Raw genomic sequence first — 17,207 nt, 5'->3', positions numbered from 1 at the left:
ATTATGAGCAAAATCATCGGTATCGACCTAGGTACAACAAACTCTTGCGTTTCCGTGCTTGAAGGCGGCGAACCCAAGGTTATCCCAAATCCAGAGGGAAACAGGACGACTCCATCCGTCATTGCTTTCAAAAATGGCGAGCGTCAGGTTGGAGAGGTAGCTAAACGCCAGGCAATCACAAATCCGAACACGATCATTTCAATCAAACGCCACATGGGAACTGAATATAAAGAGGAAATTGAAGGCAAGGAATATTCACCACAGGAATTGTCAGCGATCATCCTTCAATATATGAAGTCTTACGCAGAGGACTATCTTGGCGAGCCTGTAACAAAGGCAGTCATCACTGTTCCAGCCTACTTCAATGACGCCGAACGCCAGGCTACAAAAGACGCTGGCAAGATTGCTGGCCTTGAAGTTGAGCGGATCATCAACGAGCCGACTGCAGCTGCGCTTGCGTATGGCCTTGAGAAGGCGGAGGAAGACCAGACAATCCTCGTATATGACCTTGGCGGCGGAACGTTTGACGTTTCCATCCTTGAACTTGGCGATGGTGTTTTCGAAGTTAAGGCTACTGCTGGTGACAATCGCCTTGGAGGGGATGATTTTGACCAGGTCATCATAGATTATCTCGTTGAGCAGTTCAAGAAAGAAAACGGCATCGACCTCTCAAAGGATAAAATGGCACTTCAACGTTTGAAGGATGCTGCTGAAAAAGCGAAGAAGGATCTTTCTGGTGTAACGTCTACACAGATTTCCCTTCCGTTCATCACTGCCGGGGAAGCCGGTCCGCTTCACCTTGAAGTGAGTATGACCCGCGCGAAATTCGAAGAGCTTTCTGCAGGACTTGTTGAGCGTACGATGGGGCCAACCCGCCAGGCACTGAGAGATTCCGGCCTGTCTCCATCGGAGATTGACAAAGTCATCCTGGTCGGCGGCTCTACACGCATCCCGGCTGTACAGGAAGCAATCAGGAAGGAAACTGGGAAAGAACCTCATAAAGGTGTGAACCCGGATGAAGTAGTCGCAATGGGTGCAGCAATCCAGGGCGGCGTCATTTCAGGGGATGTGAAGGATGTTGTCTTGCTTGACGTCACTCCGCTTTCATTAGGTATTGAAACAATGGGGGGCGTCTTCACGAAATTAATCGAGCGTAACACAACCATCCCGACTTCAAAGTCGCAAGTTTTCTCAACTGCAGCTGATAACCAGACAGCGGTCGACATCCATGTCCTGCAGGGTGAGCGCCCAATGGCCGCTGATAACAAGACGCTTGGCCGCTTCCAGTTGACAGATATTCCGCCTGCCCCACGTGGCATTCCGCAAATCGAAGTCACCTTTGATATCGATAAGAACGGGATTGTCAATGTCCGTGCGAAAGATCTCGGAACAAACAAAGAGCAGCAGATCACAATCAAGTCATCTACCGGTCTGTCTGATGATGAAATCGATCGCATGGTAAAAGAGGCTGAAGAAAATGCGGAAGCAGACAAGAAACGCAAAGAGGAAGTTGAACTGCGCAATGAAGCAGACCAGCTCGTCTTCACGGCTGAAAAGACCTTGAAAGACCTTGAAGGCAAAGTGGATGAAGAAGAAGTCAAGAAAGCAAATGCAGCAAAGGATGATCTGAAGGCTGCAATTGAAAAGGATGACATCGAAGAAATCCGCACCAAGAAGGATGCGTTGCAGGAAATCGTCCAGAACCTCAGCGTCAAGCTGTATGAAGAGGCCGCTAAGCAGGCGCAGGCTCAGCAGGGAACCGCCGGACAAGACGGTGCTCCTAAGGATGACAATGTAGTCGATGCAGAATTTGAAGAAGTGAATGACGACGATAAAAAATAATCCGTCATAAGATCCAAAAAAGTCAAAGTCAGGTCTTACTTGGCTTTGGCTTTTTGTTTGAAATAAATGATGTGGAAAGCATTGTGGAAAACCGTATGGCACATGTTTTAAATATTGCATATGAATGTACGAGAGTGTTAGAATTATCTTTATGTGAAAAGATTCGGGAGTGGTAATCATGAGCAAACGGGATTACTATGAAGTCCTGGGAGTCAGCAAGACGGCTTCCAAGGATGAAATAAAGAAGGCTTACCGCAAGCTTTCAAAAAAATTCCATCCGGACATCAACAAAGAGCCGGGAGCAGACGAAAAGTTCAAAGAAGTAAAAGAAGCATATGAAGTACTGAGTGATGAACAAAAACGCGCCCAATATGACCAGTTCGGCCACGTCGATCCGAACCAGGGCTTTGGCGGCGCGGATTTTGGCGGGGGTTTTGGCGGATTTGAAGATATTTTCAATTCCTTCTTTGGCGGAGGAGGCAGACGCCGTGACCCAAATGCGCCCAGGCAGGGAGCAGATCTCCAATACACGATGACACTCAAGTTCGAAGAAGCCGTTTTCGGAAAGGAAACGGACATTGAAATACCCCGTGAAGAAACTTGCTCAACCTGTGACGGTTCCGGCGCTAAGCCTGGCACGAAGGTGGATACGTGTAAACACTGTCACGGCAGCGGCCAGCTGAATATTGAGCAAAATACCCCGTTTGGCCGGATAGTCAATCGCCGGGTCTGCCACTACTGCAACGGTACTGGTAAGGAAATCAAAGAGAAATGTCCAACATGTTCTGGTACAGGTAAAGTCACTCGCCGCAACAAAATCCATGTCAAGATTCCTGCAGGTGTCGACGATGGCCAGCAGCTGAGGGTCGCAGGCAAAGGGGAAGCGGGTATAAATGGCGGGCCTCCTGGTGATTTATATATTGTCTTCCACATCAGGCAGCATGAGTTTTTCGAACGGGATGGCGATGATATATACTGTGAGATGCCAGTCACCTTCGTTCAAGCCGCGCTGGGAGATGAAGTAGAAGTGCCAACCCTGCACGGGAAGGTGAAGCTTAAGGTTCCAGCAGGCACGCAAACAGGGACAAAGTTCAGGCTGAAAGGAAAAGGAGTTCCGAATGTCCGTGGATATGGAACAGGGGACCAGCATGTCCTTGTCAGGATCGTGACCCCTACAAAGCTATCGGAAAAGCAGAAGCAGCTGCTGAGGGACTTTGCGGATGCAAGTGGACAAATGCCGCTTGGAGAGCATGAAGAAAGTTTTTTTTCAAAAGTTAAACGTGCCTTTAAGGGTGAATAAAGGATTGGAGCTGGTATGAATGAAATGGTCTGAACTCAGCATTTTGACAACGAACGAGGCCGTCGAGCCAATTTCCAATATCCTGCATGAAGCAGGTGCTAGTGGAGTAGTGATTGAAGATCCGGTTGAGCTTGTGAAGGAAAGAGAGGACCAGTTCGGAGAAATATACCAACTCAATCCAGACGATTACCCTGAAGAAGGTGTCATCATAAAAGCGTATCTTCCTGTCAACAGTTTCCTTGGCGAAACAGTGGACGAGATAAAAGAAGCAATCAACAATCTGATTATCTATGATATTGATATCGGGAAAAATAAAGTTACGATCAGTGAAGTGAATGAGGAAGAGTGGGCAACCGCCTGGAAAAAATATTACAATCCGGTCAAGATATCGGAAAAGTTTACGATTGTTCCGACATGGGAGGAATATACTCCAGTCCACACGGATGAACTCATCATTGAGCTTGATCCTGGAATGGCTTTCGGTACTGGAACACATCCGACAACAGTCATGTGCATCCAGGCACTTGAACGGACCGTCAAGCAGGGAGACCGGGTGGTTGATGTCGGCACAGGCTCAGGTGTTTTGAGCATTGCCGCAGCAAAGCTTGGAGCGGCAAAAGTGGAGGCACTGGACCTGGATGAAGTGGCCGTCAAAGCTGCAAACCTTAATATTAAGCTGAACAAGGTACAGAATGTGGCTTCCGTTTCCCAGAACAACCTTTTGGATGGCGTTAATGAAGGAGCCGATGTCGTCGTTGCGAACATCCTGGCTGAAGTGATTCTCAGGTTCGCGGATGATGCAGGAAAGGTTGTTAAAAATGGTGGTTATTTTATCGCCTCAGGCATTATTCAGCAGAAAAAGGAAATCGTCAAGGATGCGTTGGCTTCGGCCGGTTTTGATATTGAGGAAATCATGGCAATGGAAGACTGGGTAGCAATCATTGCAAAGAAGAAGTAGGGAGGAAGAAGGGGAGAGGATATGCCCCTTTTTTCTGTCTTTTCTCTGGCAGTTATCTTTTTTGTCAACCGAAAGAATTTGAAAGCAGGTGCTGTCGTGCAACGTTATTTTGTTGAAGGGCGATTGGCTGACGACCAATTCCGGATCAGCGGTGATGACCGCCATCACATTGCACGGGTGATGAGAATGAAGGCTGGCGATGAAATCATCTGTGTGACACCTGAAAACAGGAGTGCGATTTGCCAAATTGAAGAAATTACCGATGAAACGGTGGTGGCAAACGTTGTAAAATGGGAGGAAAGGACCTCTGAGCTGCCGGTCCTTGTAGTAGTAGCGAGCGGTCTGCCCAAAGGGGATAAACTTGAGTGGATTATCCAAAAGGGAACAGAACTTGGTGCCTATGAATTTATCCCCTTCACTGCAACCCGCTCAGTCGTCAAATGGGACGGCAAAAAAGCTGTAAAGAAGATTGAACGCTTGCAGAAGATTGCTAAGGAAGCAGCAGAACAGTCCCACCGACGGAAGATTCCGGATGTGTCGAATCTTGTCAGCATCAAGGAATTGATCAAGAAGGGCAGCAAATATGACCATAAGCTGATTGCCTATGAAGAAGAGGCCAGGGAAGGGGAAACTTCTGTTCTCTCTTCCACGCTTGCAGAAACAAAGCCAGGCGAAACGATCCTGATTGTTTTTGGACCTGAAGGCGGCCTGACATCGCAGGAAGTAGCCCTGCTCAAGGAAAACAGCTTTAAACCATGCGGCCTTGGCCCGCGTATCTTACGGACGGAAACAGCTCCCTTATATGCTCTGTCAGCTGTCTCCTATCATTTTGAATTATTGAGGTGAAAAAAATGCCTACAGTTGCGTTCCATACATTGGGTTGCAAGGTGAACCATTACGAAACGGAAGCCATTTGGCAGTTATTCAAGGAACAGGGGTATGAGAGAGTGGATTTTGAATCCATCTCGGATGTCTATATTATCAATACATGTACAGTGACGAACACGGGAGACAAGAAAAGCCGCCAGGTCATCCGCCGGGCAGTAAGGAAAAATCCGGACGCGGTTATTTGTGTAACGGGATGCTATGCCCAGACATCCCCTGCTGAAATCATGGCCATTCCCGGAGTGGATATTGTCGTCGGAACACAGGATCGCGTCAAGATGCTCGATTACATCGCACAGTACAAAAAAGAGCGTCAGCCGATCAATGCAGTAAGGAACATCATGAAGAATCGTGTGTATGAAGAACTGGATGTTCCTGCATTCACTGATCGGACAAGAGCATCACTGAAAATCCAGGAAGGCTGCAACAATTTCTGTACATTCTGTATCATCCCATGGGCCCGCGGCCTTATGAGGTCAAGGGACCCTCAGGAAGTCATCCGTCAGGCACAGCAGCTTGTCGATGCCGGCTACAAAGAAATCGTCCTGACTGGCATCCATACAGGAGGATACGGCGAAGATATGAAAGATTATAATCTTGCCGCATTGCTAAGGGATTTGCAGGCTAATGTCAAAGGCTTGAAACGTCTGCGCATTTCCTCAATCGAAGCAAGCCAGATTACAGATGAAGTTATTGAAGTGATCGACAATTCGAATATCGTTGTCCGCCATTTGCATATCCCGCTCCAGTCGGGCTCCGACACAGTATTGAAGAGGATGCGCCGAAAATATACAATGGAGTTTTTTGGAGAGCGGCTGGATCGCTTGAAAGAGGCATTGCCGGGACTCGCTGTCACGTCTGACATCATTGTCGGTTTCCCCGGGGAAACCGAAGAAGAATTCATGGAAACATACAACTTCATTAAAAAACACCAGTTTTCCGAGCTTCATGTATTCCCATATTCCAAGCGTACAGGAACACCTGCCGCAAGAATGGAAGACCAGGTTGATGAAGAAGTCAAAAACGAACGTGTTCACAGACTCATTGAACTCTCAGACCAGCTTGCCAAGGAATATTCTTCACAGTTTGAAAACGAAGTGCTTGAAGTGATTCCCGAAGAAGTTTATAAAGAAGCTCCAGAAAGCGGTTTGTTTGTCGGTTATACCGATAACTACCTGAAGGTTGTATTCCCTGCAACCGAAGCGATGGTCGGCAAGATTGTCAAGGTAAAAATCGTAAAAGCTGGCTATCCATACAATCAAGGACAGTTTGTCCGTGTCCTTGAAGAGGAGAAGCCGGAAGAAAAAGCGGTAATTTAAACAAATTGGAAAGAGCTGGCGATGGAGCCAGCTCTTTTTTTATAGGGTTAGAAAATTCAAAATTGTATTTGAGCGGCATCCGTTCATTTGAAAAGGCAAACAGTTCCTCCGGCAGCCACTTTTTAAGCCTTTCACGTATACAAAACGGTTTTGCAAATATCCAAGCTTTGGTGAAGCGGATAAATGGTCAAGGCAACTGGACGAATACTTTCAACAGACCTCCTTAGAGTTACCTGCACCTTCCATGGACGAACTCGATCAACCTGCCAAACTGTTCCGCGAAGGGCAAGACAAGCAATGAAGAAATGACATTGTAAACGACACTTACGTGAGCAAGCTGCACTTCGGGACGGGCTGCAGTATACGGAGCAAGCGCAGCGATTTGGTCGATGAATGGATAGAAAACAGCTGCGCCAGCAATGTTCAACCATACGTGGGCATATGCGGTCAGCTTCGATTCCCTTCCTCCCCCGTATGATGCAAGCACTGCCGTTATGCAGGTTCCTATGTTCGCGCCGAGCATCATTGCGACAGCCGATCCCATATATAAGGTACCTTCTGTCAGGAAACCCATGATAATGCCAGTCATGGCCGTGCTCGACTGGATTGCTGCCGTCAGAATCGTACCAGCTGCTATGCTTTGGAAAAGGCTGTTATTCAAATTGGCAATGGTGCGCTCTACCTGTGCAATGCTGGTTACAGGCTCAGCGAGAAAAGTAAACCCCCGCATTGCTGCGAAAACAGCGGCAATGCCGAAGGTTACCATGCCGATGCTGCGCCAGGATCCTTTTTGGCAAACCATTAGTATTGCCCCAAGAACAGCCAGGGGCACGATGAAAGCATCAATGTCAAAGGTGATGATTTCAAGCGTGAAGGTAGTACCGATATTCGATCCGAGAATGATGCCAATGGACCTGGAAAAGGACAGCATCCCGGCGGAAATCAGCCCGATCGTCAGTACCATTACCGCTGAACTGCTATGCAAAAGAGCTGTGACCGCCATGCCCGCCAACAATCCCCTGAAGGGTGAATCAGTCATTACAGACAGCCATTTCTGCATCCTGTTGGCAGAAAGGTGGAAAAGCCCTTTCCTCAACAAGGTCATTCCGCCTATGAATATCGCAATAAATAATAGAAATAATAGCGTATAAACCATGATCCTCACCCTCTCACTTATATGTATGAAGAGAGCGGCTGGACATGCTTGAAAATTTTGCCCGTGAAAGAATGCCATTCCCCCTTGAGAAGAAGCGTAATCCAATAAAAGAGTTGCTTGAAACCATCCATCCAAAGGCTGTCAGCCACCGAAATGGGCAATTAAAAACAAGGGCTAATTACAGTTGACCTCATCACGGTGTTATATTATAATTGCAAGGTACATGGTTTCCATGTGTTTTGGTGTTAGTGTGTTGTGCTCGGAGGGAGGGAAAGAGAATGTCTAAAACTGTCGTTCGTAAAAACGAATCGCTTGAAGATGCTCTTCGACGCTTCAAACGTACTGTTTCTAAATCAGGTACTATTCAAGAAGCTAGAAAGCGCGAATTCTACGAAAAACCTAGTGTAAAGCGCAAGAAAAAGTCTGAAGCTGCTAGAAAACGTAAGTTCTAAGAGAGGGTGGAATCAATTGAGTCTGCTCGAGCGTTTAAATAATGATATGAAACAAGCGATGAAGAACAAAGAAAAGGACAGACTCACTACGATTCGGATGATCAAAGCTTCTTTGCAGAATGAGGCAATCAAATTAGGCAAGCAGGAGCTTTCCGAAGAAGAAGAGTTAACTGTACTTTCTCGTGAAGTGAAACAACGCAAAGATTCCCTCCAGGAATTTGAAAAAGCAGGTCGGGAAGACCTTGTTGAAAAGGTAAGAATTGAATTAGAACATGTCGAGGCATATATGCCGGAGCAGCTTAGCGAAGAAGAAGTGGCGGAAATCGTCAAAGAATCAATCGCAGAGACAGGTGCGGCATCAAAAGCCGATATGGGTAGAGTAATGGCTGTCATCATGCCTAAAGTTAAAGGTAAAGCAGACGGATCTCTCGTTAATAAACTCGTACAACAACACCTTTCATAAAAAGCTCAAAGGCCACAGGATTTTCCTGTGGCCTTTTCAGTAATAAGAGACCGATACATATTTCCGATTTCCGAAAATTTGTAGAAAGTAATTGAAACCTTTTGGGAGAATAGTCGTATTAGGGATATGGCATTACAATTAAAAAGGGGGTGTCAATTTGAAGATAAAACCCATGATCGCCAGCCTGATCATTGTTTTATCGTTCGCCGGCCTGTTCAATCCATTCGGCGCGGAAGCGAAGGAAAAAATCGTATATGTTGTACCGGTTACCGAAACCGTTGAAAAGGGTTTGCTTGCTTTTCTTGAAAGGGCTGTCAAGGAAGCAGAGGAAGCAGATGCGGATGCGATTATTTTTGATATTCATACTCCTGGGGGGGCAGTGGATGCAGCTGGGGGAATCGGCAAGCTTCTGACAGGGACAAAAATAAAAACGGTTGCATTTGTGAATAAAGAAGCATTATCCGCAGGTGCCTACATTTCTTTGAACACGGATGAAATTTATATGGTACCCGGGTCAACGATGGGAGCAGCGGCAATCATCGACCAACAGGGGAACACAGCAGGAAAAAAAGCTGAATCTTATTGGAATGCAGCGATGAAGGCTGCGGCAGTCGAAAGCGGACGTGATCCCATTTATGCCCAGGCAATGGCGGACGAGAGCATAGATCTGCCTGAATTGGGCGCCGGGAAAGGAAAATTGCTGACACTGACAGCGGATCAGGCACTTGATGTCGGTTATTCCGAAGGAACTGTGAAAAATATGGATGGTCTGTTGGAAAAACTCGGTTATGAAGACGCGGAAGTCAGGAATGTCAATGAGACATTCGCCGAGAAAGTGGCAAGGTTCTTAACAAATCCGGTAGTCATCCCGATTTTGCTGACGATTGGCAGTCTGGGGCTTATCATTGAGCTTTACTCACCTGGCTTCGGATTACCAGGATTCGCAGGACTTACGGCACTTTTATTATTCTTTTACGGCCATCTTGTTGCCGGCCTGGCTGGTTTCGAAACGATCATTCTTTTTGTCCTTGGAATAGGCCTGATCCTCCTGGAATTTTTCGTCCCGGGCGGAATAGCCGGCATTATAGGTTTTGGCGCAATCATAACAAGTTTCTTCCTTGCGACGGATGATGTAATGCATATGGGGATTTCCCTCCTGATTGCCTTTGCTGCCTCTGTACTGTTTTCCATTTTGATGATAAAGGTGTTTGGTAAAAGGATGAAATTTTTCAAACGGATTATACTGACTGATTCAACTAGCACTGAGAAGGGGTATGTTTCAAATAAGAATCGGCTCGAACTGATTGGTGTCGAGGGAGTGACCTTAACACCTCTACGGCCGTCAGGTACGATCCTGATTGAAGATGAGAGGATTGATGCCGTCAGCGAGGGAGGATTCATTCCAAAAGACACCAAAGTAAGGGTTGTAAAGACTGAAGGGTCAAGAATCGTGGTCAGAGATGTTTCAAGTCATTAACATAAACATTGAGGAGGAAAAATGAATGATAGAAGCAGGAACAGCATTTATATTGATCGCCGTTGTACTTGGGGTGATCTTATTGGGAGTGTTGCTGACATTCGTGCCTGTGATGCTCTGGATCTCGGCGCTTGCAGCGGGTGTCCGTGTCAGCATTTTCACACTGGTTGGGATGAGGTTGAGGAGAGTCATTCCTAGCAGGGTCATCAATCCGATGATCAAAGCCCATAAGGCAGGACTGAATGTTACGACAAACCAGCTTGAAAGCCATTATCTTGCGGGAGGTAATGTCGACAGAGTCGTCAATGCCCTTATTGCTGCACACCGGGCCAATATTGAACTTTCATTCGAAAGAGCAGCTGCGATCGACCTTGCTGGACGTGATGTGCTAGAGGCCGTCCAGATGAGTGTCAATCCTAAGGTAATCGAAACTCCATTCATTGCCGGTGTTGCTATGGACGGGATCGAGGTCAAGGCCAAGGCGAGGATCACAGTGCGCGCCAACATTGACAGGCTTGTCGGTGGAGCTGGTGAAGAAACCATCGTTGCCCGTGTAGGTGAGGGGATTGTTTCAACAATCGGGTCTTCCGATGACCATAAAAAGGTGCTTGAGAATCCAGATATGATTTCGCAGACAGTTTTGTCAAAAGGGCTGGACGCTGGAACAGCATTCGAAATATTATCAATCGATATTGCGGATGTGGATATCGGTAAAAATATTGGCGCAGAGCTTCAAACCGAACAGGCTGAAGCTGATAAGAAGATTGCCCAGGCTAAAGCAGAAGAGCGCCGGGCAATGGCAGTAGCCCAGGAGCAGGAAATGAAAGCGCGTGTCCAGGAAATGAGGGCCAAGGTTGTCGAAGCCGAAGCAACAGTACCGCTTGCGATGGCGGAAGCGCTGCGTGATGGCAATATCGGCGTCATGGATTACATGAATATCCAGAACATTTCGGCTGATACTGATATGAGAGGCTCCATCGGCAAGATGTCAAATAGCAAAAAAAATGATAGCGGATCCAATTGATGAGAGAACCCGATAACAGAAAGGGGGCTCAGCATGGAAGCATTGTTTGATTTAATCACCAATCCAATTGTCCTTTTCATTTTGATTGGCTTCTTTTCCAGTCTTTATAACAAAGCGAAGGGGAATGCCGAGGATCAGCAGAGGCCGCGGCCTGCACGTCCTGCCAGGGAAACCGTTGATATGGGAAATCCGCAAGCAAGCCGGCGAGTGCCGCAACAACAGCGGACAACGGAAGCAGTGGAACCGCCGGGCACTCTAAATGATATCCAGAAGGTGTATTTGGAGAGGAAAAGACAGGCAGACCAACAGCCTGACGAGTCGAGGAGAAAAGAAAAGGGCAGGTTGGGCGAACGGAACCGGATTCAGGAAACGAAGCAGCCCGATAGGAACCAAGGTTCATCGTTCGATTTCCAGCCAGACGGCGATAAGCTCATAGAAGGGCTGGTCTGGTCTGAGGTTCTTGGGCCGCCAAGGGCGAAACGGCCCTATCATCCGCCCTCCAGAAATTAGGAAGACAACGAAAAAAGGTGCTAGAACCTTCTTTTTTCTCATACATATGAGATGAAAGGGGGTTCTTTTTTTTATGGCGAAAAAATGGGGCCAGTCAATACGGAATTGGATCACGCAAAAGATGGATCTTCCTCCAGATGTCATGATGGATCTCCCTAGAATCACGATGATCGGTCAAGTTCATATATACATTGAAAACCACCGGGGGTTGCTTTCGTTTTCCGAAAGGGAACTCCGGCTCCTAATTGAACAGGGACAGCTCCTGGTAAAAGGGAAAGCGTTCGTCATCAAGACGATTTTGCCAGAAGAAATCCTGCTGGAAGGGAAAATCGACCAGGTGATCTATATAAATGACTGAGCGGGGGGAGACGAATGAAAAATAAATGGTTCGTTAGGTTTTCTGGAGAGGTAAAGGTCCAAGTGACTGGAAAAGGAATCGAAAGGCTCCTCAATCAGCTGATCCGGGAGGGCATAGCGATATGGGATGTAAGGAGGAATGGGCAAGAAATGGTCACCTTCAATATTAGCTTGGGCCATGTGAAAAACATCAGGCTTCCGGTAAGGAACAGCGGCTGCAAAATACGTTTTCTGGAAAGGGCGGGCGGCCCTTTCTTTTTAAGGAAATTATGGACAAACAGCGGACTCCTTGTTGGCGCAGGCATATTTTTTATCGTGATCATGCTTCTGTCCAACATGGTTTGGGGAATAGAAATAAAAGGAGCGAGCCCGGCAACCGAGCATCAAATCCGAAAAGAATTGGACAAGATGGGAATCCGAACGGCAAAGCTACAATTCACGATTGATCATGTGGAGAATATCCAAAGGACGCTGACGGACCGGATTGAGGCTGTAACCTGGATTGGCGTAGAGCTTAAAGGGACAACTTACCATTTCCAGGTCGTAGAAAAAAATGAGCCAAAGAAAGCTGAAATTATTGCGCCAAGGCATTTGGTTGCCAAGAGGAAAGCGGCAATCGTAAAAATTTTCGTCGAAAAAGGTGAAGCTGCAGTCAAGGTGAATGATTATGTGGTCCCGGGACAACTGCTGGTTTCTGGCCTGTACGGCAAAGAAGGGGAAATGAAGCAAGTCCCCGCCACCGGTGAGATTCTGGGTGAAACATGGTATAAAACGGAGGTTGAGCTGCCTCTGAAAACTACGTTCCATGTATTCAGCGGAAACGAAAGGCGTAATTACTTGATAAAAGCTGCTGGAAAAGGGCTGCCTGTCTGGGGGTTCGGCAAACCGGATTACAAGGAGTATGAAACAGAAGTGAATGAGCTGCCGGTTAGATTCTTCAGATGGGAGCTGCCGGTCAAGATCGAAACGAAGACGATCAGGGAGCGTGAAAAGGTGACAAGGATCTACAGGAGGGAAGAAGCGATTGAGAGCGCAAAAGAAATAGCAAGGAAAGATATAAAAAACCGACTTCCTGAAAATGCTATCATTAAAGGGGAAAAAATTTTACATCAGTCGATAGAGAATGATAAAGTAAAATTAATCACACATTTTACAATTATTGAAGACATAGCAGAAGGCCAACCAATTATCCAAGGAGACTAAGAATGACAGAAGACTTGAAAACGATGGAAATCCAATTAGCGGACCCGAACGAAGCGATTTCTCTGTTCGGCAATGCCGATATGATTCTAAAGCTGGTCGAGCAGGAGCTTGGTGTCTCGATCGTGACGCGGGGAGAAACGGTCAGGGTATCTGGACCTGAAGGGAAAGTGAAGCAGGCTCAGGCTGTCTTGGAGAATTTGCTCTCGGTCATCCGAAAAGGAATCAGCATCAGCCAAAGGGAAGCGATTTATGCTATTCAGATGTCGGAAAAGGGGACGCTTGAATACTTCCGTGATTTGTACGAGGAGGAAATCACGAAGAATGTAAAAGGGAAGTCAATAAGAGTCAAGACACTTGGCCAGAGGCATTATATCAATGCGATCAAAAGCCGGGATCTTGTTTTTGGCATCGGACCAGCAGGAACCGGAAAGACGTATCTCGCTGTAGTCATGGCCGTAACAGCTCTTAAAAATGGCACTGTCTCAAAAATCATTTTGACAAGGCCGGCAGTTGAAGCTGGAGAAAGCCTTGGGTTCCTCCCAGGGGATCTGAAAGAGAAGGTTGACCCATACCTCAGGCCACTCTATGATGCTTTGCATGATATTTTAGGGACTGAACATACATTGAGATTGATCGAAAGGGGAACAATCGAAATTGCCCCACTTGCCTACATGAGGGGAAGAACCCTTGATGATGCGTTCGTCATACTTGATGAAGCTCAGAACACGACACAGGCTCAAATGAAAATGTTTTTGACGAGACTTGGTTTCGGATCAAAAATGGTCATCACGGGAGATACATCACAGGTCGATTTGCCAAAAGGCGCGAAGTCCGGCCTTGTTGTGGCCGAAGATATTTTAAAAGATGTGAAGGGAATCTCCTTCGTCCACCTCGAGCAGGCTGATGTTGTCCGCCATCCCCTCGTTGGCCGGATCATTGAAGCTTATAGCAAATTTGAATGACGCCCCGTCCGCTTTCGGCATCGCCGGGCGGTCTTTTCATATTCCGCAGTCCAAAGCCTTGCTTCCAACTGTGAAATGGTAGTGAAAGTTCGGGCGAAAACTGATATGATTTTACATAAAGTCAGATATTATTCCCAAGAATTCACAACTGGCGCCATATGCCAAAATTGGAGGGCTTTATATGGAAAAGCTACAGGTCCAGTTATCCACCATATTGAACATGCTGAATATGAAAGTGTTCCGGGTATTACTATTTTCGTTGATCGGCGTTATCATGTACGCAGCAATGTACAGTAATGTCAAACCCGAAAAGCTGGACCTGTCACTTTTCTCAGTCGCGGAACAAACCATCCGTTCCCCGGTGACCATCGAGGATAAGGAAAGTACCGAAGATAGCCGCAGGGATGCGATTGAGCAAGTCAAGGATGTATATATTGTCAAAAGGGAATATACCCAAAACCGGGTAGATTTGATCACCTCAATATTCGGTTCCGTTGCCGAAGTGAATAATGAAGCAAAAAAAGCTATAGAAGAAAAGAAAAAAGAAGCTGCTGGCAGTGATGGGGGAACAAGGCCTGTCCCAGTGGAAATCCCAGTTAACGAGAGACTGGAAAAATTGAAAACGAAATTAACTGAAAATGAAACGAAGAATCTCTCTGACCAGGTTTTCACCGCCCTTCTCGAAGCTCTGCCAGAAGAGCTTTCAATCGCCCAGGATCTCACTGTGACAGCGATTAATAACGTCATGAGCAGCAGGATTCCTGCTGATGAAGTGGAAAATGCGAAAAAACGCGTAGAAGAAGAATTGAAATATTCCAGTCTGGACAGCAGCTTACGGCCTGCTGTGATCGAATTGGGCCGGTATGCTATCGTTCAGAATGAATTTTATGATCCACAGGCGACAGAAGAACTGCGTCAACAGGCGAGTGATGGAGTCGAGCCTGTCAAGATTCTGGAAGGGCAGATCTTGGTGGATGAAGGTCAATTGATCAGCAGGGACATTTACAGGCAGCTTCAGCTTGTCGGGTTGCTTGAGAGCGAGAATTCATACAGGCCATTCATTGGATTGGCCATGATGGTGTCCCTGGTCTTGTTTGCGCTTTATCACATTTTTAATGATATGAAAAGCGACGTCAAAAAACAAAAGTATCTACTGATTTTCAGCATTATTTTCATCTCATCGATTTTACTCATGAAGCTGCTCAGCCTGTTTGGGGAACTTGATTACTCGGAGATTGGCTATCTTTTCCCGGCAGCAATGGGTGCGATGCTCATAAAGATTCTGATTGATGAGAGGCTGGCACTCTTCCAGGTCGCTGTGCTTGCGATCTGCGGGACAATCATTTTCAATGAAGATATAACCGGAACATTGAACGTAACAACGGGCATTTATATACTTGCGAGTGGACTCGCGGGCATCATGTTCCTACAGAAACAAAATCAACGTTCAAAAATCCTGCAGGCCGGACTGTTTGTGTCAGTCGTCAACCTGATTGTTATTTTCTCCATCCTGCTATTAAGGAACAGCCATTATTCAGGATTGGAGTATGGCTTTTTCACACTTGTGGCGTTCCTATCAGGGGTATCCTCGGCAGTGCTGACAATCGGTCTGCTGCCATTTTTCGAGGCTGGTTTCGGCATCCTTTCAACCTTGAGGATGATTGAACTTTCGAATCCGAACCACCCGCTGCTCAGGAAAATCCTTACGGAAGCGCCTGGCACCTACCATCATAGTGTCATGGTAGCGAACTTATCAGAGGCGGCCTGCGAGGCAATCGGAGCGAATGGTTTACTTGCAAGGGTTGGATGTTATTATCATGACATTGGAAAAACAAAGCGTCCGCAATTTTTTATCGAGAATCAAATCAATATGGAAAACCCGCATGACAAGCTCCCGGCATTAACGAGCAAAAATATCATTATCGCTCATGCTGCCGATGGTGCTGAAATGCTGAAGAAACACAAGATGCCGAAGGAAATCATCGATATTGCGGAGCAGCATCATGGGACCACATTGTTGAAATTCTTTTATTACAAGGCGAAGCAAAGCGGCCTTGAAGTCAAGGAAGAGGATTTCCGCTATCCAGGACCAAAGCCGCAGACGAAAGAGTCTGCAGTCGTCGGAATAGCTGACAGCGTGGAGGCAGCAGTACGTTCTCTCTCGCACCCTACTCACGAACAGATTGAAACTCTTGTGCAGAAAATCATCGCTGACAGGCTTCAGGATGGCCAACTAAGCGAATGCGATATTACATTGAAAGAGCTGAATACTGTGTCAGAAACACTATGCGAGACACTTAAAGGAATTTTCCACTCCAGGATTGAATATCCAGAAATGAATAAACAGAAGGTGAAGCAAGCATGAATTTAGAAATCGATTTCCTCGATGAAGTGAATGAGGTAACGGAGCAGCAAATTAATGAAATTGAAAAATTGTTATGCTATGCAGCTGAACTAGAAGGTGTCCACGATGGCAGCGAACTTTCCGTCACCTTCGTATCGAATGAAAGAATCCAGGAAATCAATCGGCAATACAGAGATAAGGACCGTGCTACTGATGTCATCTCATTCGCGATGGAGGAAATGGGCGCAGGGGAAATCGAAGTGATTGGTGCTGATATGCCAAGAGTGCTGGGAGATATCATCATTTCTGTACCAAGGTCAAGGGAGCAGGCAGAGGAGTACAACCATTCCTTCATGAGGGAGCTTGGTTTCCTGGCTGTCCATGGTTTCCTGCACTTACTGGGATATGATCACATGAATGAAGAAGATGAACAAAAAATGTTCTCGAGACAAAAAGATATCCTGGAGGGGTATGGTCTTGGGCGCTGAAGAACAGAGGAAGCACAGGCTTGCTGCTTCATTTAGATTCGCCTTCCAGGGAATCGCCGCAGCAGCAGCCGGGGAAAGGAATTTCCAGATCCATCTCGGGATTTCAACTGTTGTCGTCTTCTTTGGATTATGGTTTTCCATCACCGTTTTTGAATGGATTGCCGTTTTGCTGGCAATTGGGGGAATGCTGGGACTGGAGCTTATGAATACTGCCCTCGAACGGACTGTGGACATGTACACAAAGGAATTCCATCCCCTGGCGAAACAAGCGAAAGACATTGCTGCCGGGGCAGTACTCATATATGCGATTATCAGCATCATCATCGGCGCGCTGATTTTTTTGCCAAGAATAATTGTGGCCCTTGGCTTTTAGTTGCCTTATCAAGGCAACTCAGACTGTAGACAAACTCGATGGAATCGAGCTTGTCTACAGTTTTTTTGGTTTGTGCTGGAATGGGGGCTGTTGA

18 protein-coding genes are annotated in these 17,207 nt (G+C 46.7%); 17 read left to right on the top strand and 1 reads right to left on the bottom strand.

From position 1 onward, the window contains the following. Positions 1 to 3: 3 nt before the first annotated feature. The 5 genes from dnaK to mtaB all read left to right on the top strand — a co-directional run bounded on the left by dnaK (position 4) and on the right by mtaB (position 6,304). Complete coding sequence (gene dnaK / locus JJQ88_RS15160) at positions 4 to 1,842, top strand: molecular chaperone DnaK (RefSeq protein ID WP_210366892.1); 1,839 nt, start codon at positions 4 to 6, stop codon at positions 1,840 to 1,842. A 178-nt stretch (positions 1,843 to 2,020) separates the two neighbouring features. After that, a complete protein-coding gene (gene dnaJ, locus JJQ88_RS15155) occupies positions 2,021 to 3,142 on the top strand; it encodes a molecular chaperone DnaJ (RefSeq protein WP_210366891.1) in 1,122 nt (373 codons plus the stop codon). A gap of 19 nt (positions 3,143 to 3,161) precedes the next feature. Further along, positions 3,162 to 4,100, top strand: coding sequence for a 50S ribosomal protein L11 methyltransferase (prmA, locus tag JJQ88_RS15150; RefSeq protein ID WP_210366890.1), 939 nt, complete (start codon positions 3,162 to 3,164; stop codon positions 4,098 to 4,100). Positions 4,101 to 4,196: 96 nt separating this feature from the next. After that, positions 4,197 to 4,946, top strand: coding sequence for a 16S rRNA (uracil(1498)-N(3))-methyltransferase (locus JJQ88_RS15145; RefSeq protein ID WP_210366958.1), 750 nt, complete (start codon positions 4,197 to 4,199; stop codon positions 4,944 to 4,946). Between the two features lie 5 nt (positions 4,947 to 4,951). Then, the gene (gene mtaB / locus JJQ88_RS15140; RefSeq protein WP_210366889.1) at positions 4,952 to 6,304 is read left to right on the top strand and encodes a tRNA (N(6)-L-threonylcarbamoyladenosine(37)-C(2))-methylthiotransferase MtaB; all 1,353 of its coding nucleotides are present in this window, start codon (positions 4,952 to 4,954) and stop codon (positions 6,302 to 6,304) included. Between the two features lie 229 nt (positions 6,305 to 6,533). Here mtaB and JJQ88_RS15135 read toward each other — a convergent pair whose 3' ends face one another. Further along, on the bottom strand, positions 6,534 to 7,460 hold the full coding sequence (locus JJQ88_RS15135; RefSeq protein WP_210366888.1) for a Na/Pi symporter: 927 nt from the start codon (positions 7,458 to 7,460) through the stop codon (positions 6,534 to 6,536). Between the two features lie 44 nt (positions 7,461 to 7,504). On the opposite strand from JJQ88_RS15135, the gene JJQ88_RS15130 reads away from it, so the two are divergent. The 12 genes from JJQ88_RS15130 to JJQ88_RS15075 all read left to right on the top strand — a co-directional run bounded on the left by JJQ88_RS15130 (position 7,505) and on the right by JJQ88_RS15075 (position 17,113). Continuing rightward, positions 7,505 to 7,648 (top strand): hypothetical protein, encoded by a 144-nt coding sequence (locus tag JJQ88_RS15130; RefSeq protein WP_210366887.1) that lies wholly within the window; start codon positions 7,505 to 7,507, stop codon positions 7,646 to 7,648. Between the two features lie 90 nt (positions 7,649 to 7,738). Continuing rightward, complete coding sequence (gene rpsU, locus JJQ88_RS15125; protein WP_015595024.1) at positions 7,739 to 7,912, top strand: 30S ribosomal protein S21; 174 nt, start codon at positions 7,739 to 7,741, stop codon at positions 7,910 to 7,912. A 16-nt stretch (positions 7,913 to 7,928) separates the two neighbouring features. Further along, complete coding sequence (locus JJQ88_RS15120) at positions 7,929 to 8,375, top strand: GatB/YqeY domain-containing protein (protein ID WP_210366886.1); 447 nt, start codon at positions 7,929 to 7,931, stop codon at positions 8,373 to 8,375. A 172-nt stretch (positions 8,376 to 8,547) separates the two neighbouring features. Continuing rightward, complete coding sequence (locus tag JJQ88_RS15115) at positions 8,548 to 9,852, top strand: NfeD family protein (RefSeq protein WP_210366957.1); 1,305 nt, start codon at positions 8,548 to 8,550, stop codon at positions 9,850 to 9,852. A 25-nt stretch (positions 9,853 to 9,877) separates the two neighbouring features. Then, positions 9,878 to 10,876, top strand: coding sequence for a flotillin-like protein FloA (floA, locus tag JJQ88_RS15110; protein ID WP_210366885.1), 999 nt, complete (start codon positions 9,878 to 9,880; stop codon positions 10,874 to 10,876). Between the two features lie 33 nt (positions 10,877 to 10,909). Beyond that, complete coding sequence (locus tag JJQ88_RS15105) at positions 10,910 to 11,386, top strand: hypothetical protein (protein WP_210366884.1); 477 nt, start codon at positions 10,910 to 10,912, stop codon at positions 11,384 to 11,386. A gap of 73 nt (positions 11,387 to 11,459) precedes the next feature. Continuing rightward, positions 11,460 to 11,744 carry a sporulation protein YqfC gene (gene yqfC / locus JJQ88_RS15100; protein ID WP_210366883.1) on the top strand — a complete coding sequence of 95 codons (285 nt, stop codon included), beginning with the start codon at positions 11,460 to 11,462 and terminating at the stop codon, positions 11,742 to 11,744. Positions 11,745 to 11,758: 14 nt separating this feature from the next. Next, positions 11,759 to 12,946, top strand: a complete 1,188-nt coding sequence (gene yqfD, locus JJQ88_RS15095; RefSeq protein ID WP_210366882.1) for a sporulation protein YqfD — start codon at positions 11,759 to 11,761, stop codon at positions 12,944 to 12,946. Positions 12,947 to 12,948: 2 nt separating this feature from the next. After that, on the top strand, positions 12,949 to 13,908 hold the full coding sequence (locus JJQ88_RS15090) for a PhoH family protein (protein ID WP_210366881.1): 960 nt from the start codon (positions 12,949 to 12,951) through the stop codon (positions 13,906 to 13,908). 181 nt (positions 13,909 to 14,089) lie between these two features. Then, on the top strand, positions 14,090 to 16,273 hold the full coding sequence (locus tag JJQ88_RS15085; protein ID WP_210366880.1) for an HD family phosphohydrolase: 2,184 nt from the start codon (positions 14,090 to 14,092) through the stop codon (positions 16,271 to 16,273). Then, on the top strand, positions 16,270 to 16,740 hold the full coding sequence (ybeY, locus tag JJQ88_RS15080; RefSeq protein WP_210366879.1) for an rRNA maturation RNase YbeY: 471 nt from the start codon (positions 16,270 to 16,272) through the stop codon (positions 16,738 to 16,740). The genes JJQ88_RS15085 and ybeY overlap by 4 nt, the downstream gene beginning before the upstream one ends. After that, a complete protein-coding gene (locus tag JJQ88_RS15075; protein WP_210366878.1) occupies positions 16,724 to 17,113 on the top strand; it encodes a diacylglycerol kinase family protein in 390 nt (129 codons plus the stop codon). The genes ybeY and JJQ88_RS15075 overlap by 17 nt, the downstream gene beginning before the upstream one ends. The last annotated feature ends 94 nt before the right edge of the window (positions 17,114 to 17,207 follow it).

The organism is Bacillus sp. REN3, from assembly GCF_017912555.1.
Lineage (GTDB): Bacteria > Bacillota > Bacilli > Bacillales > Cytobacillaceae > Mesobacillus.
The sequence above is the reverse complement of the archived record's forward strand: the minus strand, read 5'-3'. Positions and strand labels throughout refer to the sequence as shown.